Raw genomic sequence first — 23,681 nt, forward strand, 5'->3', positions numbered from 1 at the left:
GTTGGATGACCGCGCACGACAGAAGCCCACGGGCTATGCCGCCGCGCAGCTGACCGTGACGGCGCTTCCGGAGCCGGTGCCCTGGAAGCCGAAGCTGGCCGACGCCCCAGGGGTGAGCGTGCCGTTGTAGGTCGTGTTCGAGGCCGTCACTGTGCCGCGGGTACCGGTGAACATGGCGTTCCAGCCGTTGCTGACGGCGGTTCCGGACGGAAGGTTCAGGGTCACGCGCCAGCCGCGGATCAGTGCAGAGCCCGCGGTGACGTCCACACCGGCGACGAAGCCGCCGTTCCACGAGTTGGCGACCTGGTACGAGGCCGAGCATCCACCTTGGGCAGGGCTCGAGGCGGTGCTGGAGGTCGGCGGCGTTGAGCTGGGCGGCACGGGTGAGGTGGGGACGACGGGCGTATCGAACAGCGAGGTCGGTACGGCGGCCCCCAGGGCCGCGTACCCGGCCTGGTTCAGGTGCAGGTGGTCACCGGTGTCGTAGGCCGGCCGGATGCGGCGAGGGTTCGACGGGTCGCGTACCACCTGGTCGAAGTCCAGCACGGCATCGAACGCGTTGCTGGTGCGGATCCATGAGTTGACCGTCTGGCGAGCGGCCTCGTGGGCACCGGCGTCGTCGTCGTGACCGCTACCGCCGAACGGGGTGATCGTGGCCCCGTACGCCTCGATCCCGGCGGCGTGGGCGCGCGTGATGAACGTCCGATACGCCGCGATTAGATCGTTCGCGGTGCTCGGCGATCCCCTGGAGCCGAGATCGTTGACTCCCTCGAAGACGATTAGCCACTTGACTCCACTCTGACCGAGCACGTCACGGTCGAAGCGTTGCAAAGCGGTGGGGCCGAGACCTCCGCTGAGCACCGCGTTGCCGCCCGCAGCCTGGTTGGCGACGGCGACATCGGCCGTCGCGCTCTGCTGCTGCAGGCGCTCGAACATCTTGTCCGGCCACCGGTCATTGCCGTTCGTGGTGGAGCCCCGGCCGTCGGTCAGTGAGTCGCCGAGCACCACGACCGCGCCGGTGTCCGCCGACGCCGACACGTCCAGGCCGCTGACGAAGTACCAATGATCGACCGCGGTGGCGTTGGACAACGTCGTGTCGTTGAGATGGTTGCCCCGCACCAGATACGACGTCGTGCGGGACCCGGGGTGCGAGGTGATGCTGCCGGATGACTGCCCACTCGCGAGGTAGAGCGTCACGGTGAGGTTGGCCCCGCTCGGCACGGTCTTGTCCAGCGGGTCGGAGATCGCCTCGGCGCCTACCGGGACGGTGATCGACGGCTGGCCCCCGAAGGTGACCGGCTGGGCGGTGCCGGGCTGGATCCCGCTCGCTCCGGCCATCCCGCCGGCCGGTAGCGCGACCGACGCGGCGGTGATCGGCAGAACAGCGCCGCCGAACACATTGTTCAGGTGCAGGCGGAACCGTGATCCGCCGACCGTGATGCGGATGGTCTGGCGCAGTGTGGTGTCCGCCATCACCTGACTCCCCTGTGTGAACGGCGGGGGCGGCATGTTCGACGGCTCGGTGAGCTGCGGCATGGACGTCCAGGTCGCCACCCAGTGGTCCGCCTCGGCGTTCGCGGCCAGTGCGTCGGCGGCGACATTCGGAGCGGCCGTGACGGCGGCGGCCGACGCCACGCCGAGGATCGCTGTAGCGACCGCCGCTGTGATGGGGACCGGAAAGAACCTGAATCTGAGCATGACCCACCTTTCTGCGACGAACGTTTGCGATCGACGCCACGCCGAAAACACCGGTGCTGCCCCTGGTGTCAACGCCCCACAGCCGACGATCCGCACTGGACTCCGAACGCCGGGAGCAGGTAGCGGTGAGACCGCTGCCGGCGTACCCGGTGCCCTGGAAGCCGAACTCGGTGGAGCCACCGACCGGAATCGACCCGTTGTGGGAGACGTTGCTGAACTGCACGGCGCCGCTGGTACCGGTGCGGTCCGCGTTCCACGAGTTGGTGACCGCCGGGCCGGACGGCAGGTTCGCGACGACCCGCCAGCCGTTCACCGGCGCCGAGCCCCCGCTGGCCTTGACCGTGGCGACGAAACCACCGCTCCACGAGCTCAGCGACACCGAGGCCGAGCACCCAGCGGGCTGCTGGGACACCGGCGGCTGCGGAACGGGCGGCTGCGACACCGCGGCTGCGACGTTGGGCCCCGGGTCAGATTCGGCGTGGTCCAGGTACGCCAGTCCGCCAGGCTGCCCGACGCCTTGCAGGAAATCCGCATGGCGCCCGGATCGTTGCCGGTCTTCAGCAGGAACTTCTTGATGGTCTGCGTCAGCGGGGTCTTCCACTCGGGCCGGTTGGCGCAGTGGCTGCCACTCGCGACGTCGGACCAGTAGGTGATGTTGGAACCGGCGCCCAGGGCGTTGTAGACCTCGGCACCGCCCAGGGCCGCCTTCGGACCCAGGTTTTTTGATGTGCGGATTGTCCATGACGAACAGACCGCGCGGCGCCACAAGAGCCAGCCACCAACTCGTGGGTGTCCACCGGCAGGTTGTTCGGAGCGCCGGTGTACGAGCCGAAGGCGTCACCGAACCACGGCTACTCACCATACGCGCTGCCCAGCCTCTGGCCCCCCTCGGCGCTTCTCACCGACGTATCGCTCGGTCAGCCTCTTGATCTCGGCGCGCCGGCAGCGCCAGTCGGCGGTGCTGGTGATGCGAGTGCCGTCGATCCGGGTGAAGGGGTCGGGGGGGTTGGCGTTGGCGGGGGTGGAGCCCGGCAGGCTCACCGGGCAGTCGGCGCCGTCGTCCTCGACGCCGACTGCGGCGAGGGTGACGGTCTGGGCGTTCACGACGAAGGTGATCGCGGCGGCGTCGGTGAGGGCCGCCGCCGCGAACGCGACAAGCCTGGTACGGCACCCGGAACGGCCCGAGTCGATGATCACCGGGTTTCTCCTTGCGGGTTTGGGACGGAAGGGGCGGTGAGCAACCGGATGATCACGGATAGTCCCGTTGGTTGCCGCGAACCTCAGCTATATCGACCATCGCCGATGAGTGTCGACGTCGTCAAGATGGTACGGCGAAATTTCGCGAAAGTTCGCATCCTGGGTCGCAGCGCTTCGCTCAGGTTCAATTACTTAAAGTGATTGAACGTCACGGCAATCCGTTCGCTTGAACCCTCGACACGTGCGGCGCCAGGTCGTGACACAAGGACGACGACGACCTATGAGCTGGCTCATTGGCCAGCTCATGGAGCGACGCCTTGCCCAATGCGTTAGACGGACGGTGATGACGAGGCAACTTCTGTAGTTGCGCGAAATGTTATCGATAACATTTCTTTCGCACCCGGCGTAGCCGGTATCGGTTCGTCGGTCGGACGTAGGTTGGACGTAGACTCCGGCCGTGAGCGAGCACGGCCGACCCCTGCCCCGCCGCAAAGCTCGCCGTGGGGATGTACACATAGCGACGATCGCCGAACTCGCCGGCGTGTCACCACCCACCGTGTCGAAGGTCCTCAACGGCCGCAGCGGAGTCGGGGAGCAGACCCGTCAGCGAGTCGAAGCGCTGCTACAGGAACACGGATACCGTCGGCCGTCGGTGAGCAGGGCGACACCGGCGCTGGAAGTGGTATTCGGATCGATGGTGGGCTCCATCGCCATCGAGATCCTGCGCGGAGTGCAACAGGTTGCCATCGAGCGCGACTGCAGTGTCAGCTTCACCGACATACGCCCACACGACCGCTGGCTGGAACCGCTGCTGCTGCGACAGCCCACCGGCGTCATCGCGGTCTGCCCCCTACTCACCGGCCAGCACGCCGAACTGGCGGCCAGTGGCGTTCCCATGCTGGCCCTCGACCCGGTCGGCGGTCTGCCCGTCCCCGCGGTCGGATCAAACAACTGGAGTGGCGCCCTGACCGCGACCCGACACCTGCTCGAACTCGGTCACCGGCGGATCGCAGTGATCACCGGGGCCGTCGAGTACCTTTCCGCCCGAGCCCGGCTGGACGGCTTTCGAGCCGCCCTGGACCACGCCGGCATCCTGTTCGACGAGAACCTCGAGCGCCGCGGCGTCTTCACGTTCGACGGTGGACGGAAACCCGCCCAGGAACTCTTGGCGTTACCCGAAAGACCCACTGCCATCGTATGCGGCGACGACCTGCAAGCCATGAGCGTTTATGAAGCGGCCCGACAGGCCGGCCTACGCATACCCGACGACCTCAGCGTGGTCGGCTTCGACGACATCGACCTGGCAGCGTGGCTCGCGCCTCCCCTGACCACAGTGCGCCAACCATTCGCCGAGATGGGCGTCACCGCAGCCCGACTGGTGCTCGAACTCGCCGACGGCAAGATCCTGGAACAGGACAGGTACGAACTCGGCACCACCCTCGTCGTTCGCGCCAGTACCGCGCCGCCCCGATCCTTTTGAGCGTCCAGGCGACGCCGGGTACGATCTGGACCGCCTGGCCGGGCCGACGGGGGTCCGCGCAACAGATGGAGACACGATGAGCACGACCACCAGGGAGACGACCCAGGCGACGCGGGTTAGCAACGGCCGATCTTTCTGAGGATGACTTTCGGCCGGAGATGATCGAACAGGATGTGCGAGGCCTGACCCGCCAGGAGCCCGTGGTTCTGTGCCTCACGGCCCTCGATGAGCCTCCCGCCACGTCCAGGCCTCTGTGCGTGGCCGGCACCTGCTTGGCGATCGAGGAATGCCCAAAGAGCGAAGACCGACGTCGGCCTCGACCAGTACCAGGTGCGGCCTTACGACCCCGGCACTGCCGCTAACCCTCGTACTGGCCCACGCCTACCTCGACGTCCACCCGGCACCCCGCCACGACGTTGGCAAAACCGTCGAACGCGAGTGCACTCTCACCGCCCGACAACAGCAGAGACCTTAAAGAACAAGCCGAGTGAGAGCAGCGGTACCTGTCCTTTTTGGAGCGTCGTATCGCGACGCTGCGCCTGACGGCTTGGACATGCGAGAGACCGCCGAAACAGCTGGGTAGGTCGAAGTCGACGCGGCAATCGATCGGCGATCGTCACCCTGGTCGACCGGCACAGCCGCTACCTGCTGCTGGCGCAGCTACCTGACGGCCACGACGCCGCCGCGGTTCGCGACGCCCTCACCGCGCTGCGTAGCTGCCGGCAAGTGCCCGGCACACACTGACCTCGGACCAGGGCACGAGCTGGCCCACCACGAGCACATCGCTGAAGAGCTGACGCAGAATTTGTTCTTTGCCTACCCGGCGAGCCCGTGGCTGCGCAGCACCAACGAGAACACGACCGGGTTGGTGCGCCATTACTCCTGAAGGGCACTGACCTGTCCATCCACGGCCCGGAGGAGCTTCGCCGGGTGCAGGACCGCCTCAACAACAGACCTCGCATGACCCTTGGCTGGCAGTCCCCAGCCGAGATCTTCGATGGAGCAGTGAGACCATCATGACCAGCAGCGTTGCGACTATCGATGGAATTGGCCGGTTTGGGAAGTCGACATCACTGACCCGCATGATGGCGTACATCATAGGTGCGCAGCCGGCCGCACATGCCGAAGCGGCGGGTGGGGCTGCCCGGCGCCTGGAGCAGCGCGGCGGTGCGCAGGTGACTCGCGTATCCGTGCTCGAGCGCGTCGAGTACGTGGGCGGTGTGGCTGGTTTCCCGCGCGACAGTCTCCTGCCAGGTGCGGCGCCACCCGGCGACCAGAGGGCGGACGAGGGCGGCCGCGGTGTCGTAGAAGCGTTCGAGGGGCTTCGGGTCGCCACCCTGGAAGCTGCGGGCGAGCTGGTGGAAGCCTTCGACCGCGAGGTCACGCCGGCGTCGTGCGGCGGCGTCGAGTTCTGACTCGGGTGCTGTGTCGGGCAGCGTCGCATGTTGCCGGTAGCGGGCGGGGTCGGCGACGATCTCGGTCGGGAAGGTCATGACCGCGTCGCCGGCTTCGGGGAGGCCGGCGTTGGCCATCACGACCACGACGCGTAGGCCGCCGTGGTTGATGGCGCGGTGGATAGTGCCGGGCGTGAACCAGACGGTGCTGCCTGGTTCCAAGGGTGTCTCACGGGGCCCGGAGAGGTCGAGGGTGTGCAGTGCGCCGTGTCCTTCGACCACGACGTACGCCTCGGTGGAGGCGGTATGTAGGTGTGGGGTGCCACCGGCCAGCCCGTCCGGGCAGGTGCTGGTGTAGACGTCGAGGTGGGTGACAGAGGTGCCGCCGGGAAAGGTCTTGCTCATCTGGACAGCTCCGGTAGGGTCGCGGGCCGCAGAATGAACCGGCCGAGTTGCGCGAGATGGGATCCACCAGGATCTCGACGACGGTGCTTGTCAGAGATTGCGAGCCCGGTTGGACATATCCGTCAGTCCCGCCGAGGCGCTGGGCCGACAGACTCGCGGATGATGATCCGATTAATGGGGCCGTGGGAAGGCAGCGAGGGTTGTTCGCCGCGTACTGCGGCGAGGAGTTTGTGAATCGCTTCATGGCCCTGAGCTTCTCGATCCACCGCGACCGTAGAGATCGATGGCGAGGCGTAGCGACCCATGTCGAAGTCGTCCCAGCCGAAGACGCTGACGTCGTCCGGGACGCGCCATCCTCGCTCCAGTGCCGCCCGGATGGCACCCATGGCGGCCAGATCGTTGGCCGCTATGACGGCGGTGACCTTGGAGCCGGCCGGGAGCCCTTGGACGGCCTCGTACCCGGACTTGCCGGACCAGTCTCCCTCAGCCACGCCATGCGACGTGAGGCCGAGTTCCTCGATCGTTGTCTCGTAAACCCGTACCCGGTTGCGCGCCGAAGTGTAGGTCTGAGGGCCCGCTACGTGAAGGAAGTCCCTATGCCCGAGTGATGCCAGATGCTCGACGATGTTCCGAACTACCGAGGCGTCAGCAAGGTCTCCCTGACTACGCAGTTCGTCGTCGTAGTCGCCGGTGGCGATGATGGGCACGGGTGATCGACTGGGGTCCAGGTCGAGCGGACTGAGGGAGAGCACTCCCTCGACGCCGCCGCTCGACGCAAGCTCGAGGACGCGTTCGGCCCGGGTGCGGGCGTCGCCGGCCAGCGTGACGATCTCGAGCTGATAGCCCTCGGCCTGGGCGATCGTCGACGCGCCGCCGAGGAACTGCGAATGGAGCAGGCCGGGCCGGGACGGGAGCACAATCGCGAGGCGGCCACTGCGCCGCGTGCGCATCGATCGAGCGACGGGATTCGGGCGGTAGTTCAATGCCACCACGATTGCCTCGACCTTGGCTCTGGTGGTCGGCTTCAGACTGTCGACGCGACGGAAGTAGCGAGACACCGTCTGATGGGAGACGCCGGCCTTCCTCGCTACCTCGTGGATCGTGATTCGTGGTGGACCAGGGGCGGTCATCCATGTCCTCTCTACGGCGGCGTCATCAAACCTAGCCGATGAACCGTTGACACGGAAGTGATCGATCACTAGCGTCCGTCGCCAGAAAGTGATCCATCACTTTCTGGCGGCTCAGCCGCCGGACTGCACCGAAGCGAGGGAGTCCGACGTTGCCTACTCCTGTCCGAGTCGCCGTCCTGGGCGCTGGTGGGATCGCCCGAACGAGCCATCTGCCGGCCCTGCGGGAGATGGGAGCCGCCGTCGAGGTCGTCGCCGTGTGCGACGTCGACGCCGAAGCCGCGCGGCAACTCGCCGAGGACTGGGAGATCCCTCGTCACACCACTGACTTCGACCAGTTGCTGGCTGACGACGCCCCGGACCTGGTGATCGTGTGTACACCACCGTCTGCACACCGCGAGGCGGTCGTCACCGCCCTGGCATCAGGCGCCTGGGTCTGGTGTGAGAAGCCCCCGGTGCTGTCGCTGGCGGAGTACGACGAGATCGCTCGTCATGAGCGCAAAGGCGGCCCGTATGTCAGCTATGTCTTCCAGCATCGCTTCGGATCTGCCGCCCGACGGCTGCGGGAACTCGCGTCCAGTGACGCCTTGGGCAAGCCACTCGTTGCCTTGTGCAACACCCTCTGGTATCGCCCCCACGAGTACTTCGACGTGCCGTGGCGCGGTCGATGGCAGACCGAGGGCGGAGGCCCGACGATGGGCCATGGAATCCATCAGATGGACCTGCTTCTGTCGTTGCTCGGGGACTGGACCGAGGTCATGGCGACCGCCGCGACACTGGATCGTGACACCGAAACCGAGGACGTCTCTTTCGCCATCGTGAGATTCCGGTCAGGCGCGCTCGCCTCGATCACGAACAGTCTCCTTTCGCCGCGCGAGACAAGCTACCTGCGCTTCGACTTCACTCAGGCGACAGTCGAGGTGGAGCACCTGTACGGCTACGACAACACCAACTGGCGCTGGACCCCGTCGGCGACAGTCGAGGCGGCTCTGGCCAACTCGTGGCCGCCTACCGAGGATCGGCCCAGCTCTCACGCTGCCCAGTTGCGCCAGTTGATCGACAGCTATCGGTCTGGTGAACGACCGGCCGCAAGCGGACCCGATGGACGCCGCGTGCTCGAGCTCGTGGCGGGGCTGTACCAATCCACCTTTGAACGTCGGGCGGTTCGACGCTCAGAGCTCGATTCCTCGAACCCCTTCTACGGATCGATGGCCGGACACTCGCCCACCACGTTCACCGACATCCTCAAGCCGAAGGAGGAAGAGAGCCATGCCTAGCGCGCTCGATCTGTCTGTTCGCGAAGAGGACAAGACGCTCATCATCAGATACGGCGACACCGAACTCGGCCGTTATGTGTTCATCCCCGATGCTGCCGCTTACGAAGCCCCCAAACCGTACATGCATCCGATCCGAAGCCTCAGTGGTGTCCCGATGACGGTCTACCGGCCTTGGGACCACCGTTGGCACAAGGGCCTGCAGATGACCTGGTCCCACGTGTCCGGGCAGAACTTCTGGGGCGGGCCGACCTACTCTCACCCTCGCGGCTACCAGGATGCCGACAACCTCGGTCGGATCGATCATGTCAGGTTCGAGAAGGTGACCTGCAAAGAGGGCCGGGCGGTGATCGACGAGCGGCTTTCCTGGATCACCTCGACGGGGTATCCCTGGATCGACGAGCACCGGCGGCAGGTCATCCACGACGTCGATGCCGACCGCGGACTGTGGGCGCTGACCTTCGAAACTCGGCTGACGAACATCGCTGGGCGATCGCTCGACTTCGGAAGCCCGACCACCCACGGACGCCCCGAGGCGGGGTACGCCGGCCTCTTTTGGCGTGGCCCACGCTCCTGGACCGGTGGCAGGATCGCCGGACCCATGCCGGCTGCCGGTGGCGAACTGATGGGAAGCGACGCGCCTTGGCTCGCCTTCAGTTCCGAGCACGACGAGGTCGATCGTGGCGGGACCGTCCTCACCATTGCCGGTCATTCGAGCACGGACGTCCCGATCAGGTGGTTCGTTCGGCGGGAACCTTTTGCGGCCATCGCGCCATCGCCGTCTTTCGAAGAGGAGTTCACCCTCCTCGAGAACGAATCGCTGCAACTCCGTCACAGGTTCGTGTTCATCGACCACATCTGCGATCAGGAAGAGCTGACGAGGCTGAGCGCCGAGTTCGCCCTATGACCCCCGGATGCGCACTTTGCCCCCGAGCTCGACGCACATACCGAAACCCCGGAACCTCGGACAGTGTTAGGAGGTGAAGCAACATGAGCCTGGCAGAGCTGCAGCGGCTGGCCGCGCGAACCCAGAAAGGTTCAGCCAGCCAGACGCCGGACAACAAAGCCGCACTGGTGTTCCTCGGACCGTGGGTGCTCGGCTTGCTGTTACTGACTCTGGGTCCGATGATGATGTCGCTGTACCTGGCGTTCACTGATTACAATCTGTTGCAGGATCCGAAGTTCATCGGCCTGGACAACTTCGAGCGAATGCTCGGTGACGACCGGCTTCACCAGGCGCTCAAAGTGACCTTCACCTACGTGCTCTTCGCGGTCCCGGGGCAGCTCGTGGTGGCGCTTCTGTTGGCAATGGCCTTGGACCGTGGAATGCGCGGGCTGACGTTCTATCGGTCGGCTTTCTACCTACCGTCCTTGCTCGGCTCCAGCGTCGCAATCGCAGTGTTGTGGCGCCTGATCTTCGGGGGCGACGGACTGGTCAATCAGCTACTCCGGCTATTCGGCGTGGACGCTACCATCGGCTGGATCTCGAACCCCGACACCGCCCTGTGGACAATCGTCCTGCTACATATCTGGACCTTCGGCTCCCCGATGATCATCTTCCTTGCCGGGCTGCGTCAGATTCCCCGTGAATACTACGAGGCTGCGTCTACTGACGGCGCCGGACCGGTGCGGCAGATGCGGTCGATCACGCTGCCGCTGTTGACGCCGATCATCTTCTTCAACCTGGTCCTGGCGGTCATCAACTCGTTCCAGGCCTTCACCCAGGCCTTCGTCGTCTCCGGCGGCACGGGCGGCCCTGCCGACTCGACCCTTTTCTACACGCTGTACCTCTACCAGGAGGGCTTCGGCGCCTTCCGCATGGGATACGCCTCGGCGCTGGCCTGGCTGCTGGTCGTGCTCATCGGGGCGTTCACCGCCCTCAACTTCTGGGCCTCCAAGCGTTGGGTTCACTACGATGACTGACAACTCCGCTCCCACGCTTTCCAAGCAAACGCCCGCCCCACTGCCGTCGGCGACCGAGGCGGATGATCACCGGGCCGGTACGCGATCCAGGAGACGACGCCCGTCCAGGCAACTGGTTCGGCACGCCGTGCTGGTTTCCGTCGTCGCGGTCTCGCTCTATCCCGTGCTGTGGTTGATCGTGAGTTCCCTGCGCCCTGACGGCCACATCTTCAACAACCCGTCACTGGTTCTGAACACGTTTGCGGCGGAGAACTACACGCATGGCTGGAACGCGCTCGGGCGACCGTTCAGTCTCTACCTCCTAAACTCGGCGGTCGTGGTGCTCGGTGCGGTGGTGGGCAACCTGATCAGTTGTGCGATGGCGGCGTACGGATTCGCAAGGTTGCGGTTCAAGTTTCGGAAGCCGGCCTTCGCGATCATGCTGGTGACGATCATGGTCCCCTTCCACGTGGTCGTCGTACCTCAATACATCCTCTTCGCCCAGATCGACGCAAACGATTCGTTCCTGCCGCTGATCCTGCCAAAATTCCTCGCGACCGACGCGTTCTTCATATTCCTTATGGTGCAATTCCTGCGAGGTCTACCGCGCGAACTTGATGAGGCGGCGCGGATCGACGGTGCCGGCCACGGTCGCATCTTCTTTCAGGTCCTTCTGCCGCTGATGAAGCCCGCACTGGCAACCACAGTCATCTTTACGTTCCTGTGGACCTGGAACGACTTCTTCAGTCAACTTGTCTACCTGACGGATCCGAACCTCTACACCGTCCCGGTCGCGTTGCGCTCGTTCATCGATGCACAGTCGCAATCGTCGTTCGGGGCGATGTTCGCAATGAGTGTTGTGTCGATTCTGCCAATGCTGCTGGTGTTCACATTCGGCCAGAAGTACCTGATCCGCGGCATCGCGACGACCGGTGGCAAATAGCAATCGGCGGTCGGACAGCGGCCGTTTGAAGAGGAGTACCCGAGAGAAAAGGACGTGCCATGCAATCCACCCCGACATTGCGCCGCTCGTTGGCCGCGCTGGCCGCTATCCTGGCCGGCGTCCTGACCCTTGCAGCCTGCGGTACCGCGGACAATTCCGGAGGCGACTCGAAGCTGTCTGACGGCGAAGTGACCCTCCGAGTCACCTGGTGGGGCGCGGACAACCGTCACAAGCGCACAGCGGACGCCATCAAGACCTTCGAGAAGAAGCATCCCAACATCCACGTTCAAGCCGAGTTCGTGGACTGGAGCGGGTACTGGGACAAGCTCGCGACGTCGACGGCGGGTGGCAACGCGCCGGACGTCATGCAGCTGGACCAGATCTACCTGGCCTCTTACGCAGACCGGGGCGTACTGGCGGACTTGGAGAGGCTTTCCCAGCTGCGCACCTCGGACCTGGGCTCGGCCCTGGACATGGGCCGATCGAACGGGACCCTTCACGGGATGCCGATCTCGACCACTCCCACTGCGGTTCTCGTCAACCAGGACAAACTCGACGAACTCGGTCTCAAGCTACCGGATACCAACACCTGGACCTGGCAGCAGTTCAACGAGTTTGCCAGGTCGGTGACAATGGCTTCTGGCGGAAAGGTCGTGGGTATCGGGCCGTGGAGCTACGAGTTCTCGCTGCAGCTGTATGCGCGCCAGCGCGGCGAGTCGCTGTTCACTGACGGACAAGTCTCGATCAGCTCCGACACGCTCGCCGGGTTCTACCAGCAAGCCCTGGACTGGACGACGTCGGGAGCAGCCCGCTCGGCCTCTCAGATCGCCGAGCAGACCGGGGTACCGCTCGACCAGACCGACATGGCGACCGGGAAGTCGGCGATGGCCTTCGTTCCCGCGACGACGATCAGCGCATACTCAGCGGCTTCCGGCGGCGCGAATCTGCAGCTTGTGAAACTTCCCACCGACGACGCGAACGCCAGGCCTTACATGTACCTCAAACCGGGGATGTACTGGGCGGTGTCATCGCGTAGCAAGCACCCTGCTGAGGCTGCCCTCTTGGTGGACTTCCTGGTCAACAATCCCGAGGCAGCCACGATCCTCGGCATGGAACGGGGCATACCGGCGAACCCCAAGATCCGAGACTCGCTCGCGCAGTCGCTGAGCCCCAACGAGCAGAAGGCCGTGGCCTACGTCCGATCCCTCGAGAAGAACCTCGGGAAGCCGCCGGAGATCGTGCCGAACGGCGCCAGCGACATCGACCCCCTCATCCAGCGCTACCTCATGGAGGTTCTGTTCAAGCGACAGACCCCGAAGGCAGCCGCCGAAGGCCTGATCAAAGACCTGCGATCGTCGATCGACGCCGCCAAATAGTGTCGCCCTCGTATCGGCCGATGAGGGATTTGGCCAGCGAGCCGAGTGAGGAATTGCGGCTTAGATCGTGAATCCCGGAGTGGGTCAATCGCCATCGCGACTGCCGCCGTCGTTCGGACCTGCACCTCTCCCTGTTGATTCATCCCACGGAAGCACTCCCCGCAATCGAGGAGAACATCATGAATCATCGAAAATCCTTGATCGCCCTGGGGGCGGCGAGCGCAGTCTTTGCTGGTTGCGTTCTCCCAGCCACCCCGGCCTCTGCGGCGCCAGCGACGTTCAGCGTGAACTTCGCCGTTGACGAGGGTCCAGTACAGCACGCTGCCAGCGGATTTCTCCACGGCATCAGCGCCACGTCACCCGAGCAGTACCTTGTGGACGGCGTCAACGTGACAGCGATCCGCGGTGCGGACTACCACCCGAACCTGCCCAGTCTCTACGACCCCGCCACGAACGCACGGGTCGAAGCAACCGGTGCGGACACGATGGTGGGCCTGTACTACTACCGCTCGGATCCGACGAACCCCCTGCACACCTATTGGCCGGGGGATGGGGGTGACTGGCAGACATGGCGGGACATCGTGACCAACGTGTACACGGAGTCGGTTACTCGCGGCTACCATGTCGACTCCTGGATCGCCTGGAACGAACCGAACCTGCAGTGGAACACCAGCGCGCATCCCTACAGCCGCTTCCTGCAGACGTTCGATGTCGCTCACGACACACTCAAGGCGATCTCCCCGGATATCAAGATCCAGGGACCCGAGATCTATGGTTTCAACTTCCCCCTGCTCACCCAGTTCCTGGACTACTGCAGGGCGAACGACTGCCTGCCCGACATGCTGACCTGGCATGAACTCTCGTCCACACCCAGCAACGTCGAGGCGAACACGGCGCGTATCAAGCAATGGATGGTCGACAGCGGCATCCAGCCGATGCCCTTGGCTGTCACGGAGTACCAGGGTGGAGGCTACGGGTCACCGACGCCATACAACGTCGGTGACAACGTCGCCTGGTTGGCACAGATCGAGCGCTCGACGGACAACGGTCTTGCCTACGGGCTGTACTCGGCTTGGGAGTGGAACGGCGACGACCCGAACTTTCGCGCGACCCTGGGTAACGCCACGGCCAGGTCGGCAGACCTGCCCAGGGGAGTTTGGTGGAACTACAACACTTACCGTGAGATGACGGGTCGGCGCGTCGGTGAGACCTCCAGCGCCGGTGTCGACGGGTTCGGAGCCGTTGACGCCTCGATGAAACGGGCGACCTTCCTCGTGGGAAACCAGGAGGCCACCAGCAAGGAGATCGACCTGAGTCTGGTGAACCTTGATTCGGCGCCGTACCTGGTGCGTAAGGGCAAGATCCACCTGACGGTCTCCAAAATTCCCAATACCGGCACGGTCACTGAACCCACGCAGGTGATCGACGCCGACTTCCGGGTGAAGGGAGGCAACGTCACCCTGCCACTTCCATCGTTGCCGGGTCAGGGTGCCTATCGCATCTCCATCTCGCAGGCGGTGGCCGAGATCAAGACCGTCAGCTATGAGGCCGAGAGCCTTCCTGCGGCTGCTTCACCGGCCGTCCCGTATCGAGTCATCGACGACCCGCGGGCCAGCGGAGGAGCGGCGACCGTGCTGGACGCGGACTCCGTCGGGAGGTCGGTGCGATATAGCGTCGCCGCGCCGACTACCGGCGTGTACGACGTCAGCGCGACGCTGAAGAAGGCGACTGCTCACGGGATAGTGCAGCTGTACGTCAAGGGAAGAGCGTACGGAGGGCCGCGAGACGAGTTCGGCACGACGGAGCAGTACTACCGGTCAGGCTTCGGCATGATCCCTCTCGACCGTGGACCGAACGTGCTGGAGTTCCGCGTTGTGTCGCGTCACCCGCAGTCGGATTCATACAAGTTCGTCCTCGACAAGCTGGAACTGAAGAAGGTCGGCTGAAGTCACTTGCTGGGAGGTCGCTCGACTGGGTGGCCTCCCAAGCAGCGTGGACCCACGGTCAGACACTGGGCCTTTTTCATCCTTGAGCCTTTTTCATCCTTGATAGGTCGGGTTCTCGACGTGGTGCAGGGCCAGGATGGCCTGCAGGATCGTGGTCGTCCGGGACGGGCTGCAGCGCAGCTTGGTCAGGACTTTCCAGATCTTGAGGGTGGCGACGGCGCGTTCGCCACGGGCGCGGATGCGGGCGTGGGCCTTGTTCACGGCCTTCTGGCGGTGTGACAGCTTCGGTCGGTGACGATGACGCTTGAACGGGGTGCGTACGCTGCCGCGGGCGCCTGTCGGGTAGCGACGGCGCATTGCTGCGCCGCCGCCCCTCAGAACCGTACGTGCGCATTCCTGCGCATACGGCTCAAGCAAGCCCTAAGGCGCATGGGCAGGCAGAAGTGCTGGATCACTGTCGCTGTCGACGCTGTTTCGGTGCGAGCAGTGGGTGTGTATCAAGCGGAGCGCGACGGGTTCGTCCGACGTGCCGCGTCCCGGGTCGGCGGTGATCGCGCGTCTGCGGACCGCCTTGCGGGTCACTTTGAGCCACTGTTCCCATTCCTGAGGATTTTGTGGCTCGTGGTCGGCGTGCAGCAGCAGCCCTCCGCAGAGCGGGCATCGGCCGTGTTGTGCCTGTAAGAGGCGTAGGTCGGCTCTGCCCAGCGGGGGTTTGCGTTTGCGTCGCCGCCCGGTCCAGTAGTCGGCAAGGGCGGGGTCGTCCGGAGACGCTCCGCCCTTGACCATCTGGTGTCGGACGATCTTCGCCCAGGCGAACTTCCTCAGGTAGGCGCCACTGTCGCGGTGCCCGAACACCCATCGGTCTCGCCTGGACGGGTTGAACGCGCCGAAGTACTGGTTCATGATCCAGTACTTCGATTTGTTCGGATGGGAGAACGTGGCCCATTTGTGGGCCAGCTTCCACATGTGGTCATCCAGCGCGGCGAACGCTTCGCTGGACACCACCTTCCGGTAGTAGGCCGACCAGCCCCGAATGATCGGGTCAAGTCGATGGATCATTGCTTCGGCGTTGGCCCCTCGCAGGGCCCGCGTCTCGGCGGTTAACCGTTCCCGGATGCGTCGCAGTGCGACCATGCTCGGGTTGATCAGCAGCTTGCCGTTTGGGTATCGGCGGACGTTGTCAATCCCCTGGAATCGTGGAGGGCTCCGTTAGGCGGCCTGGACCTCCAGGGCGCGGGTCTCTGATCGTTCGTAGTCGATGGGTGAGCGCCAGTCGCAGACGGAGTGCCGGCGGCGCCGGTTGTAGAACTCGGTGATCCGGGTGGCGATCTTCAGGCGGGCCTCGGTGCGGGTGCGGAAGTGGCGGCGGTGGACGTACTCGACCTTGATGGTGGAGAAGGTGGCCTCGGCGACGGCGTTGTCGAAGCACGACCCGACCCGCCCCATCGACTGGCGTACCTTCCAACGGGCGCAGGTCCGGGCGAAGTCGGCCGAGCAGTACTCGGCCCCTGTCGCTGTGGAAGATCACCCCGTCGACGTTGCCGCCTCGGGTGACGGCGGCCATGTTCAGCGCGGCGGCGACCAGGCCGGCGTCGTGGTGGGCGCCCGTCGCGTAGCCGAGAATCCGACGTGAGTACAAGTCGATGACCGTCGCGAGGTAGAGCTTGCCCTCGTCGGTGCGGATCTCGGTCATGTCGCCGCACCAGGCGACGTCCGGCGCCGGCGCGGTGAACGCCCGCTTGACCAGGTCCGGCGCGGCCGGACGTGTGCCCTGGCGAGTCAGGCTCCGGCGGCGACGCCTGACCCGGGCGGCCATGCCGGAATCGGCCATGAGCTGCGCGATCGTGTTGTCCGAGACCTGCCAGCCCTGCTCACGCAGCTCGATACCGATGCGGGGACTGCGGTAGGTGCCGCCCGAGTCGTGGAACACCTTCTGGACCGCGGCCGCCAGCCGGACGCGCCGGTCGTCGCGGCGGGTTGGCGGCCGGTCACGCCACTTGTAGAACCATGACTCGGACACCCCCAAAGCCCGACAGGCCACCGCGTGCGGCACGTCGTGCTCGGTGCGCTGGGAAGCGATGAAGGCGGCCACGCTCACCGGCCCGTCGCTTCCTTGACCCACAGGACCACGGATCGCTTGAGGACTGTGAGGATCAACTGGTGCCGCCCGGTGGGCGGGGGCTGACTCAGCTTGACACTGGCCCTGCGGGCGCCTTCGTGATGACCCGTCGACCTCGCCACGGGCGGCACCGACCTCGGCCAGCGCGGATGTGTCCCGATAGGGGCCTCGTCGATGCACCGTCACAGTCCTGACCACCGCGTCTGGTCGACGTCAGTCCCTGACCCCGCGTCGAAGGATCTGGCTTGACCACCGACACCCCGACCAATACCGCCACCGTGGATGAGGAGATCATCCTGGGGGTGGACACGCACAACGATGCCCACGTCGCTGCAGTGATCACTGTGCTGGGCGCCCTGGTGGGCACCCGCACATTCCCGACCACCACCACCGGCTACACCGACCTGGTGGACTGGGCCCGCCGACACGGCCGGCTGCGCCGCGCCGGCGTGGAAGGCACGAGTTCACACGGCACCGCACTGACCCGGCATCTGCATCGCGACGGGCTGCAGGTCATCGAGGTCAACCGGCCCGACCGTGCCGTGCGCCGCCGACGGGGCAAGACCGACGCGGTCGACGCCGAGAACGCCGCCCGCGCTGTACTGTCCAGTCAAGCCACCGGCCTGGCCAAGAGCGGCGACGGCGCCGTGGAGATGATCCGCATGTTCAAGATCGCCAAAGACTCGGCGGTCAAGGCCCGCACCCAGGCCATCAACCAGCTCAAGGCCGTGCTCGTACGAGCCGACCCGACGCTGCGGGAGTCGCTGAACGGCCTCGGTCGCGTCGCGCTGATCCGCGCCTGCGCGACCTTGCCCACCACCACCGAACACAGCACCCACGCGGCGACCAGCACCGTCCTGCGCAGCCTGGCCCGCCGCGTCCTGGCCCTCACCGACGAAACCCGAGCCCTGCAACAGCAGATGAGCACCGCCATCACCGCCTGCGCCCCGCAGCTGCTCGACCAGTACGGCATCGGCCTCGACACCGCCGCGGCGCTGCTCATCACCGCCGGTGACAACCCCGACCGGCTGACCAACCAGGCCGCGTTCGCCGCCCTCTGCGGCGTCAACCCCATCGAGGCGTCGTCGGGCAAGACCACCCCGACACCGTCTCAACCGCGGCGGCGACCGACGCGCCAACAGCGCCCTCTACACCATCGTCCTGACCCGACTCGGCCGCGACCAACGCACCCGCGACTACGCCACCAAACGCTCAACCGAGGGCAAATCCACCAAGGAAATCATCCGCTGCCTGAAACGCTACGTCGCCCGCGAGATCTTCCCCCTCATCACCGCAGCCCTGCCACCAGCACCAACACCGACCCAGACGACTTGACAACCATAGGGGCGTCATCACGCTCCATCGCCAACCCGGCGTTCTCCCGCCGCAGCCGGGCCAGCTCCGCCCGCTCGTCCTCGGCCAGCTGCCCCGCAGCGGCCTCACCGCGAGTCTCACCGTCCCTCTTCACCCAGTTGGCCAGGGTCCCGCTGTTGATCCCCAAGTCACGGGCGACCTGAGCGATCGACTTACCCGTCTCACGCACGATACGCACCGCGCCCGCCCGGAACTCCGGATCGAACTGCCGTCTCGTCCCAGCCATGAACCTCTATCCCTCAAGCTCTGGCCCCCACGCTACGAGGGGAAGGGCATAGCCCCAGATTGTTGAGGTCGCGGGCGATGGCGGCGTTGAGCTCCACATCGTCCAGGCGCGACTGGAGCCGCTGCTGGTTCTCGGTGATGGCCGCGGCGAAGGCGGCACGCGCTTCCTCGTAGCGGCCGGCCGCGTACAACTCCTCGCCCGTAGCTCGCTTTGTCTTAAATGGATTCCAGCGCGCCATCGCCCGAGTCTACCTCCACCTTCCCCAGCCAGACCCTGATCACAAAGGTCTCTAGCTGGTCTAGAAGGGCGGGTGTTCAGGTTCAGGGGTGGGAGATTGGCGGATGTCGGCGGTCCAGTCGTCGATGTCGTCGGGCCATGGTGTGGGGCGGCCGTTGTCGTCCCAGAAGCCAGTTTCGGCGTCGGCGGCGTGCAGGGCGGCATTGAGTCGCTCGCGTTCGGTTCGCTTCGGGATGTCGAGGCCGGGTGCCGGATTGGTCATGCGGCCTTCTTCTGGGACAAATCCGCGACCTGCAAGCCGAGTACGGCGAAGGAACCTCCCAACGCATCGCAGTGGAGAACACCAACCTGAAGCAACGCGTCCGCCAGCTCACCGAGAACAACAGGCTGCTCGACCAGAAGCTCCAGGCGGCCCGCTCCAACAACCGTTTCCTCGACAAGCGCCTCGCCGACATCGAAGCCGAGCTCGTTGACAACCAGATGCCCCGGCCGGTCGCCCCGGTCCTTCGTGACGTCAGGTCTTCATCGCACAGATGTATCGGCCGCGGACCGCGCGATGTCGCGGGCGAGGTGCGAGGTACGCAGCCCGACCGACCGCAGTCGGCGCAGGTCTGCGGGCGTGTCATGCATGAGCTGGACGTGAAAGTAGTTGACATGCTCCAGGACTGCGAACAGTGCGAAGGCAAGTCCTGGCCAGGAGGTGCGCCCAGGATCCATCGCGGCGGCTTGTCCAGTGGCCACGAGGCCAGCGGCCAGGAGTAGCGGGTTGACGATGCGGGCCGCGCGAAAGGTCGCCAACGCCGGAAGGTGTCCTCGGCGAACGCTTATCTGATGCAGCTTGGCCACCCAGTACGCGGCGCCCTCGATCAGCAGTAGCGCAAACAGGCCGAAGCCGACCAGGTTGGCTCCCGTAGCGGGTAGTCCGACCAGGCCGAACCATACCCAGCCTTGCAGTGGGATGTTCATCAATTCCAGGGCGGCCAGCGAGCGCAGCCGGTGAACAGTCCGACGAGGTGTTGCGCCGGTGGGGGCGGTTTGCACGCTAGCCATTATGGATCATGATTGCCTGCGCTACACGTCCTGTCATGCCGCGATCCGCGCCTGAGGCATCCACTAGTGCGCTGACCATGAATGTTCACCGGGTTGGCGTGTTGGTGTGGTCGCAGCAGCCGGTGCCACTGTGAGGGGATCTGGTGAGGGTCCAGTGGAGGTGGACCAGACCCGTTGGTGTGATGATCTTTGCGATGGCAAACTGCCTTCATGGCTGAGCCTGTGACCGATAGGTCCAAACATCACCGTTTCTGGCTGGTGGCTGTGGTGTTGGTGCTGGGCTGGCTGGCGCTGGCCGCTTCGTACTACCTGGTGTTGCCGTTGTTCGGCGTGCTGTCGATGGTGACGTGGTCGTTGATCTCGGTCTGTTGGCTGTGGGTGATCGTCGTACCGGTACTCGCTGCTGGCAGGCTGGTGTGGCATGGGGCGGTGCGGCTGGCAGTGGTCGTGAGCTTGCTGGCCGCGCTCACCGGAGCCGCCTTGTGGACATTGGGCCTGCCGCAACGCACTCCGGAGGGCCAGTTCCGACAGCACCGCGGTGACCTTGCACGGTTGGCTGCCGACTACCGGGCCGGGCGGGTCAACGGCGATACTGCCCTGCCCTGGCGGCTGCGATTTTTGTCCGTGGATGGGCGGGCTCATCACCGCTGCGGGTCGACCGATCCGCAGACCGGCCGCAAGGACTGTGCGCTGTTTCTGCTGCTGTGGCAGGACTGGCGCGCCGAGAGCGGGATCGGGTTTGCGTACTACCCGACGCGGCCCGGCCCAGACGCGTCAATCCTTACGGCCGAAGGTGACATTGGTGAGCCTGTTGGCGAGTTCGGAGCGGGCTGGTGGTTGGTGGGCTAATGGCCCGCTGATCGGATGGTCGACGCCGGCAAGAAGATCGTCGGACGTAAACGCGGCATCGTCACCGACACCCTCGGCCTGCTCCTCGCCGTCATCGTCACCGCGGCCAGCGTCAGCGACAACACCATCGGCGTCGACCTCCTTGATCAGGCCAAAGCCGCGCATCCCGCCCTGGCCAAGACCTGGGTCGACGCCGACTTCAAGAACAAGGTGATCGAACACGGTGCCACCCTCGGCATCGACGTCGAGGTCGTCGCCAAAGACCCGCACGTCAAAGGATTCTCGGTGGTCGAACGCCGATCGGTCATCGAACGCACCCTGGGCTGGATCATGCTGCACCGGCGCCTCGCCCGTGACTACGAAGCCCTACCCCACAACTCCGTCAGCATGATTCGCATCGCGATGATCGACAACCTCACCAAACGGGTCACCGACGAAACCACCCCAACCTGGCGAGACATCTGAAGATGACATCACTCACAAAATACTTGAATCAGACGCCCTCTTGGAATACATCGACACCTGGTACAACACCCGCCGGAACCAACGAGCTCGGCTACCTCAGCCCGGACGAATACGAGACCGCCTGGCAAACCTACACCGAGCCAGATAACCTCACCCCTGCCCGGACCGGCGGCAGACAACCACCGGCCGGAACGTCCACCCTCACCTTCGCCAAGAGCGATCCCCGGCAGACCGGACAACCCCAGCCCGGCGTCGACCTCGACTACGTCGACGTGATCCTCGCCCGGTAGGAAGAGGCTGGCGTAGCCACCGGTACAGCTTGCCCTGCCGGTGGCTGCGCGATCTTACGTCGGAGAGACAGCCCGGGCCTCGCGGGCACCGGCCGGGCATGCAGGCGCACACCGTCGCGGACATGGCCGCCGGAGCCCTCCACAGTCCAGGCCGCCCGTCCCACACCTACCGCGACGCGATGCCGTCGTCGACGCGTCGGTTTCCCGACCGGCGAGCAGACGCGGTGCGGGCCGCCGCGCTCAAGCGGCGGCCCGCCTGTCCGGCTGTCCGGTCTGCCCTACCTGTGGGGCGAGGGCAGCACGGAGGAAGGCTCGACGACGTCGATGATCGCGGTTATCGCGCCCCGTTCGGTCATGCCGGCGACGACCACCTCGCCGGGCACGTCGGTCGCCCCCGGCGGCAGGGCCTGCCAGCGGACGGGGACGGCGGTGAAAGTGTTGGTCGCGGTGGTGAGCACGCGGATGGTTGACGGCAGTGCCGGAACACCGCCGACCCCGGTGGCCGTGTAGACGACATCCTCCAGGATGTGCGTGGCGCGGCTGGCGTTGTACACGTCGACGGACGCGTGTGGCTCCCACGTGTTGGACAGCTCGGGTACGGCGTGGAACATGCTCTGGAAGCCGGCCGGCTCCCAGACCAGCACGCCGGTCCCGTGGTCGTCGACCACGTCGTTGACGGCCTGGAACACCCGCTGGATCGCGTCTGCCTGGCCCTGGATGGTGCGCGGGAACGGCGAGTTGGGCATCGGCGCACCGTCGCCGCCGGACGCGGGGTAGGCGGTCTCCGCCACCTCGATCTCGTACTCGGGGTACGTGGTCGCGATCGTGTGCAGGTTCAGTTCCAGCGCCTCGGGCGTGCCGTGCCACTCCGGGTAGTAGGAGATGGCCAGCACGTCGGGGTTCTGGCCCTTGGCCTTCACCCGGGTGAGGTACTGGTGCCAGAACTCCATGGTTTTGGCGAGCCGGTTCGGTCCGACGATCACGTGGATCTCGACCTTGGACGTGGGGGATGCGTCGCGGACGGCCTTGATCCCGGCTGCGGCCAGAGTGGTGAATCGGTCCCATGCCTGGTCGTAGAGCTGCTGCTGGACCGGGTCGGTCGAACCCCAGTACTGCCACAGCAGGCCGCCGCCGGGCTTGGACTGGTAAATGTCTGCCTGGTCGACGAAGTACGGCGGGTTGGTCGTGCCGATGAGGGCTGCTTCGCTGCCGTACAGGAAGCCGTTGATAATCTCGTTGCCGACGGCGACCTTGTCCGGTGTGGTGCCCTGTCGGATCAGCCGGCGCAGGTAGTCGGCGGTGAAGCCGTACACGGCATCGCTCAGGTCGTCGAACTCCAGCTCGGCCCAGGCGCGTGGCTTTGGTTGCTTGCTCGGGTCGGCCCAGGAGTCCGCGTAGTGGAAGTCGATGCCGAGGCCCATGCCTCGATCCTTGATCCACCGTGCCGACTCCAGCGAGCGTTCCGGGCCCTGGCGGGGGATCGGCGCCAGTGCGCCGGTGCTCTCGTTCCTCGGTTCGTTGAAGATCCGCAGCCGCGCGTACTGCATGCCGCGATCCTTGGCTACGTCGAGCAGGTGCGGCCCGGCGCCCCGGTCGGCGGCCAAGGGGTCGACCCAGTAGTGGCGGGTCTGGAAGTCGTCCACCCAGGACATGTCGGCGCCGAGCACCAGGTCGTCGCGCAGGTAGTTGAAGACCTGGATCTCACTGACCCCCACCCTGGCGCGGCCCGGCACACCATCGACCGTGAGCCGCACGAAGCGGGTATCCGGGCGGGTGAACAGGTGCACCGCTCCGCGGGAGACGGTGTGGTTGCGGGATCTGTCGGCGACCGTCTTCCACCGGCGGCCGTCGGACGACGCCTCGACGACGTACCGGTACGCCACCCCGCGGTCCGCGAACATCACCTTGACCTTGCGCAGGTTGTCGTAGGCGCCGCCAAGGTCGACGGTCAACCGCTGCCGGGCGCGGGGGTGGTCGGCGTACCAGGATGTCGTCGGGTCGCCGTCGATGGCCAGCCGGGCGGTGGAAGCGCCGCTGGTGGCCGTCGCCGAGGCCCAGAACTTCGCGGCGATGTTGCTCTCGATCGGCTTGATGTCCACGTCCCCGAAGACCGCCTGCGCTGGCGTGGGCGCCGCAAACATCCCCATGTTCACCAGGGCCGCGACTGCGGTCACCGCCACCGCCGTGCGGACGGGGTGTCTGATCCCCATGCCTTCTCCTCACCATGCTGGCGCAGGCACCAGACCGGTGCCGTACGTTGAGGGTCGTCGATTGACAATTTTGCGTCCGACGATAACACTTTCTGATACATCCGAATGGGAGCACTCAC

At 65.6% G+C, this 23,681-nt stretch carries 19 protein-coding genes and 6 pseudogenes; 12 read left to right on the top strand and 13 right to left on the bottom strand.

From position 1 onward, the window contains the following. Positions 1 to 33: 33 nt before the first annotated feature. The 3 genes and pseudogenes from ACQEVC_RS23965 to ACQEVC_RS23975 form a co-directional block, all read right to left on the bottom strand. Positions 34 to 1,794: a GDSL-type esterase/lipase family protein gene (locus ACQEVC_RS23965; protein ID WP_432881331.1), complete on the bottom strand. Its 1,761-nt coding sequence runs from the start codon at positions 1,792 to 1,794 to the stop codon at positions 34 to 36. A gap of 97 nt (positions 1,795 to 1,891) precedes the next feature. After that, a pseudogene (locus ACQEVC_RS23970) lies at positions 1,892 to 2,560 on the bottom strand (cellulose binding domain-containing protein); the annotation flags it as partial. Next, entirely contained in the window at positions 2,554 to 2,895 is a 342-nt protein-coding gene (locus tag ACQEVC_RS23975) for a hypothetical protein (protein WP_432881333.1), read from the bottom strand. The gene ACQEVC_RS23975 and the pseudogene ACQEVC_RS23970, both read right to left, overlap by 7 nt. Before the next feature lie 457 nt (positions 2,896 to 3,352). On the opposite strand from ACQEVC_RS23975, the gene ACQEVC_RS23980 reads away from it, so the two are divergent. Beyond that, positions 3,353 to 4,375, top strand: coding sequence for a LacI family DNA-binding transcriptional regulator (locus ACQEVC_RS23980; RefSeq protein WP_432881335.1), 1,023 nt, complete (start codon positions 3,353 to 3,355; stop codon positions 4,373 to 4,375). A 1,070-nt stretch (positions 4,376 to 5,445) separates the two neighbouring features. Here ACQEVC_RS23980 and ACQEVC_RS23985 read toward each other — a convergent pair. Next, a complete protein-coding gene (locus ACQEVC_RS23985) occupies positions 5,446 to 6,174 on the bottom strand; it encodes a cupin domain-containing protein (RefSeq protein WP_432881338.1) in 729 nt (242 codons plus the stop codon). Positions 6,175 to 6,296: 122 nt separating this feature from the next. Next, the gene (locus ACQEVC_RS23990) at positions 6,297 to 7,304 is read right to left on the bottom strand and encodes a LacI family DNA-binding transcriptional regulator (protein WP_432881342.1); all 1,008 of its coding nucleotides are present in this window, start codon (positions 7,302 to 7,304) and stop codon (positions 6,297 to 6,299) included. 149 nt (positions 7,305 to 7,453) lie between these two features. Between ACQEVC_RS23990 and ACQEVC_RS23995 the strand changes: the two genes are divergently transcribed. From ACQEVC_RS23995 to ACQEVC_RS24020, 6 genes are all read left to right on the top strand, one after another. After that, a complete protein-coding gene (locus tag ACQEVC_RS23995; RefSeq protein WP_432881344.1) occupies positions 7,454 to 8,578 on the top strand; it encodes a Gfo/Idh/MocA family protein in 1,125 nt (374 codons plus the stop codon). Beyond that, a complete protein-coding gene (locus tag ACQEVC_RS24000; protein ID WP_432881347.1) occupies positions 8,571 to 9,482 on the top strand; it encodes a PmoA family protein in 912 nt (303 codons plus the stop codon). The genes ACQEVC_RS23995 and ACQEVC_RS24000 overlap by 8 nt, the downstream gene beginning before the upstream one ends. An 83-nt stretch (positions 9,483 to 9,565) precedes the next feature. Beyond that, entirely contained in the window at positions 9,566 to 10,498 is a 933-nt protein-coding gene (locus tag ACQEVC_RS24005; RefSeq protein WP_432881349.1) for a carbohydrate ABC transporter permease, read from the top strand. Further along, a complete protein-coding gene (locus tag ACQEVC_RS24010) occupies positions 10,491 to 11,420 on the top strand; it encodes a carbohydrate ABC transporter permease (RefSeq protein WP_432881352.1) in 930 nt (309 codons plus the stop codon). The genes ACQEVC_RS24005 and ACQEVC_RS24010 overlap by 8 nt, the downstream gene beginning before the upstream one ends. Positions 11,421 to 11,479: 59 nt before the next feature. Continuing rightward, positions 11,480 to 12,796, top strand: a complete 1,317-nt coding sequence (locus tag ACQEVC_RS24015; protein WP_432881355.1) for an ABC transporter substrate-binding protein — start codon at positions 11,480 to 11,482, stop codon at positions 12,794 to 12,796. Positions 12,797 to 12,975: 179 nt separating this feature from the next. Continuing rightward, positions 12,976 to 14,742: a GH39 family glycosyl hydrolase gene (locus ACQEVC_RS24020; RefSeq protein WP_432881357.1), complete on the top strand. Its 1,767-nt coding sequence runs from the start codon at positions 12,976 to 12,978 to the stop codon at positions 14,740 to 14,742. Between the two features lie 93 nt (positions 14,743 to 14,835). Here the strand turns inward: ACQEVC_RS24020 and ACQEVC_RS24025 are convergent. The 4 genes and pseudogenes from ACQEVC_RS24025 to ACQEVC_RS24040 all read right to left on the bottom strand — a co-directional run. Beyond that, positions 14,836 to 15,078, bottom strand: a pseudogene (locus ACQEVC_RS24025) (transposase family protein); the annotation flags it as partial. Positions 15,079 to 15,162: 84 nt separating this feature from the next. Next, positions 15,163 to 15,876, bottom strand: coding sequence for a group II intron maturase-specific domain-containing protein (locus tag ACQEVC_RS24030; RefSeq protein WP_432881360.1), 714 nt, complete (start codon positions 15,874 to 15,876; stop codon positions 15,163 to 15,165). Between the two features lie 75 nt (positions 15,877 to 15,951). Further along, positions 15,952 to 16,191, bottom strand: a pseudogene (locus ACQEVC_RS24035) (integrase core domain-containing protein); the annotation flags it as partial. Between the two features lie 64 nt (positions 16,192 to 16,255). Continuing rightward, a pseudogene (locus tag ACQEVC_RS24040) lies at positions 16,256 to 17,059 on the bottom strand (IS3 family transposase); the annotation flags it as partial. 146 nt (positions 17,060 to 17,205) lie between these two features. Between ACQEVC_RS24040 and ACQEVC_RS24045 the strand changes: the two are divergent. Further along, positions 17,206 to 17,940: pseudogene (locus tag ACQEVC_RS24045) on the top strand (IS110 family transposase); the annotation flags it as partial. A 209-nt stretch (positions 17,941 to 18,149) separates the two neighbouring features. Here the strand turns inward: ACQEVC_RS24045 and ACQEVC_RS24050 are convergent. The 3 genes from ACQEVC_RS24050 to ACQEVC_RS24060 are packed head-to-tail and all read right to left on the bottom strand — an operon-like array spanning position 18,150 to position 18,960. Continuing rightward, positions 18,150 to 18,461 carry a transposase gene (locus tag ACQEVC_RS24050; RefSeq protein WP_432881363.1) on the bottom strand — a complete coding sequence of 104 codons (312 nt, stop codon included), beginning with the start codon at positions 18,459 to 18,461 and terminating at the stop codon, positions 18,150 to 18,152. Positions 18,462 to 18,474: 13 nt separating this feature from the next. After that, the gene (locus ACQEVC_RS24055; protein WP_432881365.1) at positions 18,475 to 18,699 is read right to left on the bottom strand and encodes a hypothetical protein; all 225 of its coding nucleotides are present in this window, start codon (positions 18,697 to 18,699) and stop codon (positions 18,475 to 18,477) included. A gap of 60 nt (positions 18,700 to 18,759) precedes the next feature. Further along, a complete protein-coding gene (locus ACQEVC_RS24060) occupies positions 18,760 to 18,960 on the bottom strand; it encodes a hypothetical protein (protein ID WP_432881367.1) in 201 nt (66 codons plus the stop codon). A gap of 71 nt (positions 18,961 to 19,031) precedes the next feature. Here ACQEVC_RS24060 and ACQEVC_RS24065 point away from each other — a divergent pair, with 71 nt between their 5' ends. From ACQEVC_RS24065 to ACQEVC_RS24080, 4 genes and pseudogenes are all read left to right on the top strand, one after another. Beyond that, positions 19,032 to 19,460 (top strand): hypothetical protein, encoded by a 429-nt coding sequence (locus tag ACQEVC_RS24065; RefSeq protein ID WP_432881369.1) that lies wholly within the window; start codon positions 19,032 to 19,034, stop codon positions 19,458 to 19,460. Positions 19,461 to 19,958: 498 nt separating this feature from the next. After that, positions 19,959 to 20,597, top strand: coding sequence for a hypothetical protein (locus tag ACQEVC_RS24070; protein WP_432881371.1), 639 nt, complete (start codon positions 19,959 to 19,961; stop codon positions 20,595 to 20,597). Positions 20,598 to 20,618: 21 nt separating this feature from the next. Next, a pseudogene (locus ACQEVC_RS24075) lies at positions 20,619 to 21,062 on the top strand (transposase); the annotation flags it as partial. Positions 21,063 to 21,064: 2 nt separating this feature from the next. Next, entirely contained in the window at positions 21,065 to 21,352 is a 288-nt protein-coding gene (locus ACQEVC_RS24080; RefSeq protein ID WP_432881374.1) for a hypothetical protein, read from the top strand. Between the two features lie 278 nt (positions 21,353 to 21,630). Here ACQEVC_RS24080 and ACQEVC_RS24085 read toward each other — a convergent pair whose 3' ends face one another. Beyond that, entirely contained in the window at positions 21,631 to 23,562 is a 1,932-nt protein-coding gene (locus ACQEVC_RS24085) for a glycosyl hydrolase 53 family protein (protein WP_432881376.1), read from the bottom strand. Positions 23,563 to 23,681 lie beyond the last annotated feature (119 nt).

Origin of the sequence: Plantactinospora sp. CA-294935, from assembly GCF_050936445.1 — a bacterium.
Lineage (GTDB): Bacteria > Actinomycetota > Actinomycetes > Mycobacteriales > Micromonosporaceae > Plantactinospora.

Excerpts from the sequence above, each read along its gene's own strand:
- ACQEVC_RS23985 (WP_432881338.1), bottom strand. The coding sequence starts at position 6,174 with ATGAGCAAGACCTTTCCCGGCGGCACCTCTGTCACCCACCTCGACGTC.
- ACQEVC_RS23990 (WP_432881342.1), bottom strand. The coding sequence starts at position 7,304 with ATGACCGCCCCTGGTCCACCACGAATCACGATCCACGAGGTAGCGAGG.
- ACQEVC_RS24000 (WP_432881347.1), top strand. The coding sequence starts at position 8,571 with ATGCCTAGCGCGCTCGATCTGTCTGTTCGCGAAGAGGACAAGACGCTC.
- ACQEVC_RS24005 (WP_432881349.1), top strand. The coding sequence starts at position 9,566 with ATGAGCCTGGCAGAGCTGCAGCGGCTGGCCGCGCGAACCCAGAAAGGT.
- ACQEVC_RS24010 (WP_432881352.1), top strand. The coding sequence starts at position 10,491 with ATGACTGACAACTCCGCTCCCACGCTTTCCAAGCAAACGCCCGCCCCA.
- ACQEVC_RS24015 (WP_432881355.1), top strand. The coding sequence starts at position 11,480 with ATGCAATCCACCCCGACATTGCGCCGCTCGTTGGCCGCGCTGGCCGCT.
- ACQEVC_RS24020 (WP_432881357.1), top strand. The coding sequence starts at position 12,976 with ATGAATCATCGAAAATCCTTGATCGCCCTGGGGGCGGCGAGCGCAGTC.
- ACQEVC_RS24030 (WP_432881360.1), bottom strand. The coding sequence starts at position 15,876 with ATGGTCGCACTGCGACGCATCCGGGAACGGTTAACCGCCGAGACGCGG.
- ACQEVC_RS24050 (WP_432881363.1), bottom strand. The coding sequence starts at position 18,461 with ATGGCTGGGACGAGACGGCAGTTCGATCCGGAGTTCCGGGCGGGCGCG.
- ACQEVC_RS24055 (WP_432881365.1), bottom strand. The coding sequence starts at position 18,699 with ATGGCGCGCTGGAATCCATTTAAGACAAAGCGAGCTACGGGCGAGGAG.
- ACQEVC_RS24060 (WP_432881367.1), bottom strand. The coding sequence starts at position 18,960 with ATGACCAATCCGGCACCCGGCCTCGACATCCCGAAGCGAACCGAACGC.
- ACQEVC_RS24070 (WP_432881371.1), top strand. The coding sequence starts at position 19,959 with ATGGCTGAGCCTGTGACCGATAGGTCCAAACATCACCGTTTCTGGCTG.
- ACQEVC_RS24080 (WP_432881374.1), top strand. The coding sequence starts at position 21,065 with ATGACATCACTCACAAAATACTTGAATCAGACGCCCTCTTGGAATACA.
- ACQEVC_RS24085 (WP_432881376.1), bottom strand. The coding sequence starts at position 23,562 with ATGGGGATCAGACACCCCGTCCGCACGGCGGTGGCGGTGACCGCAGTC.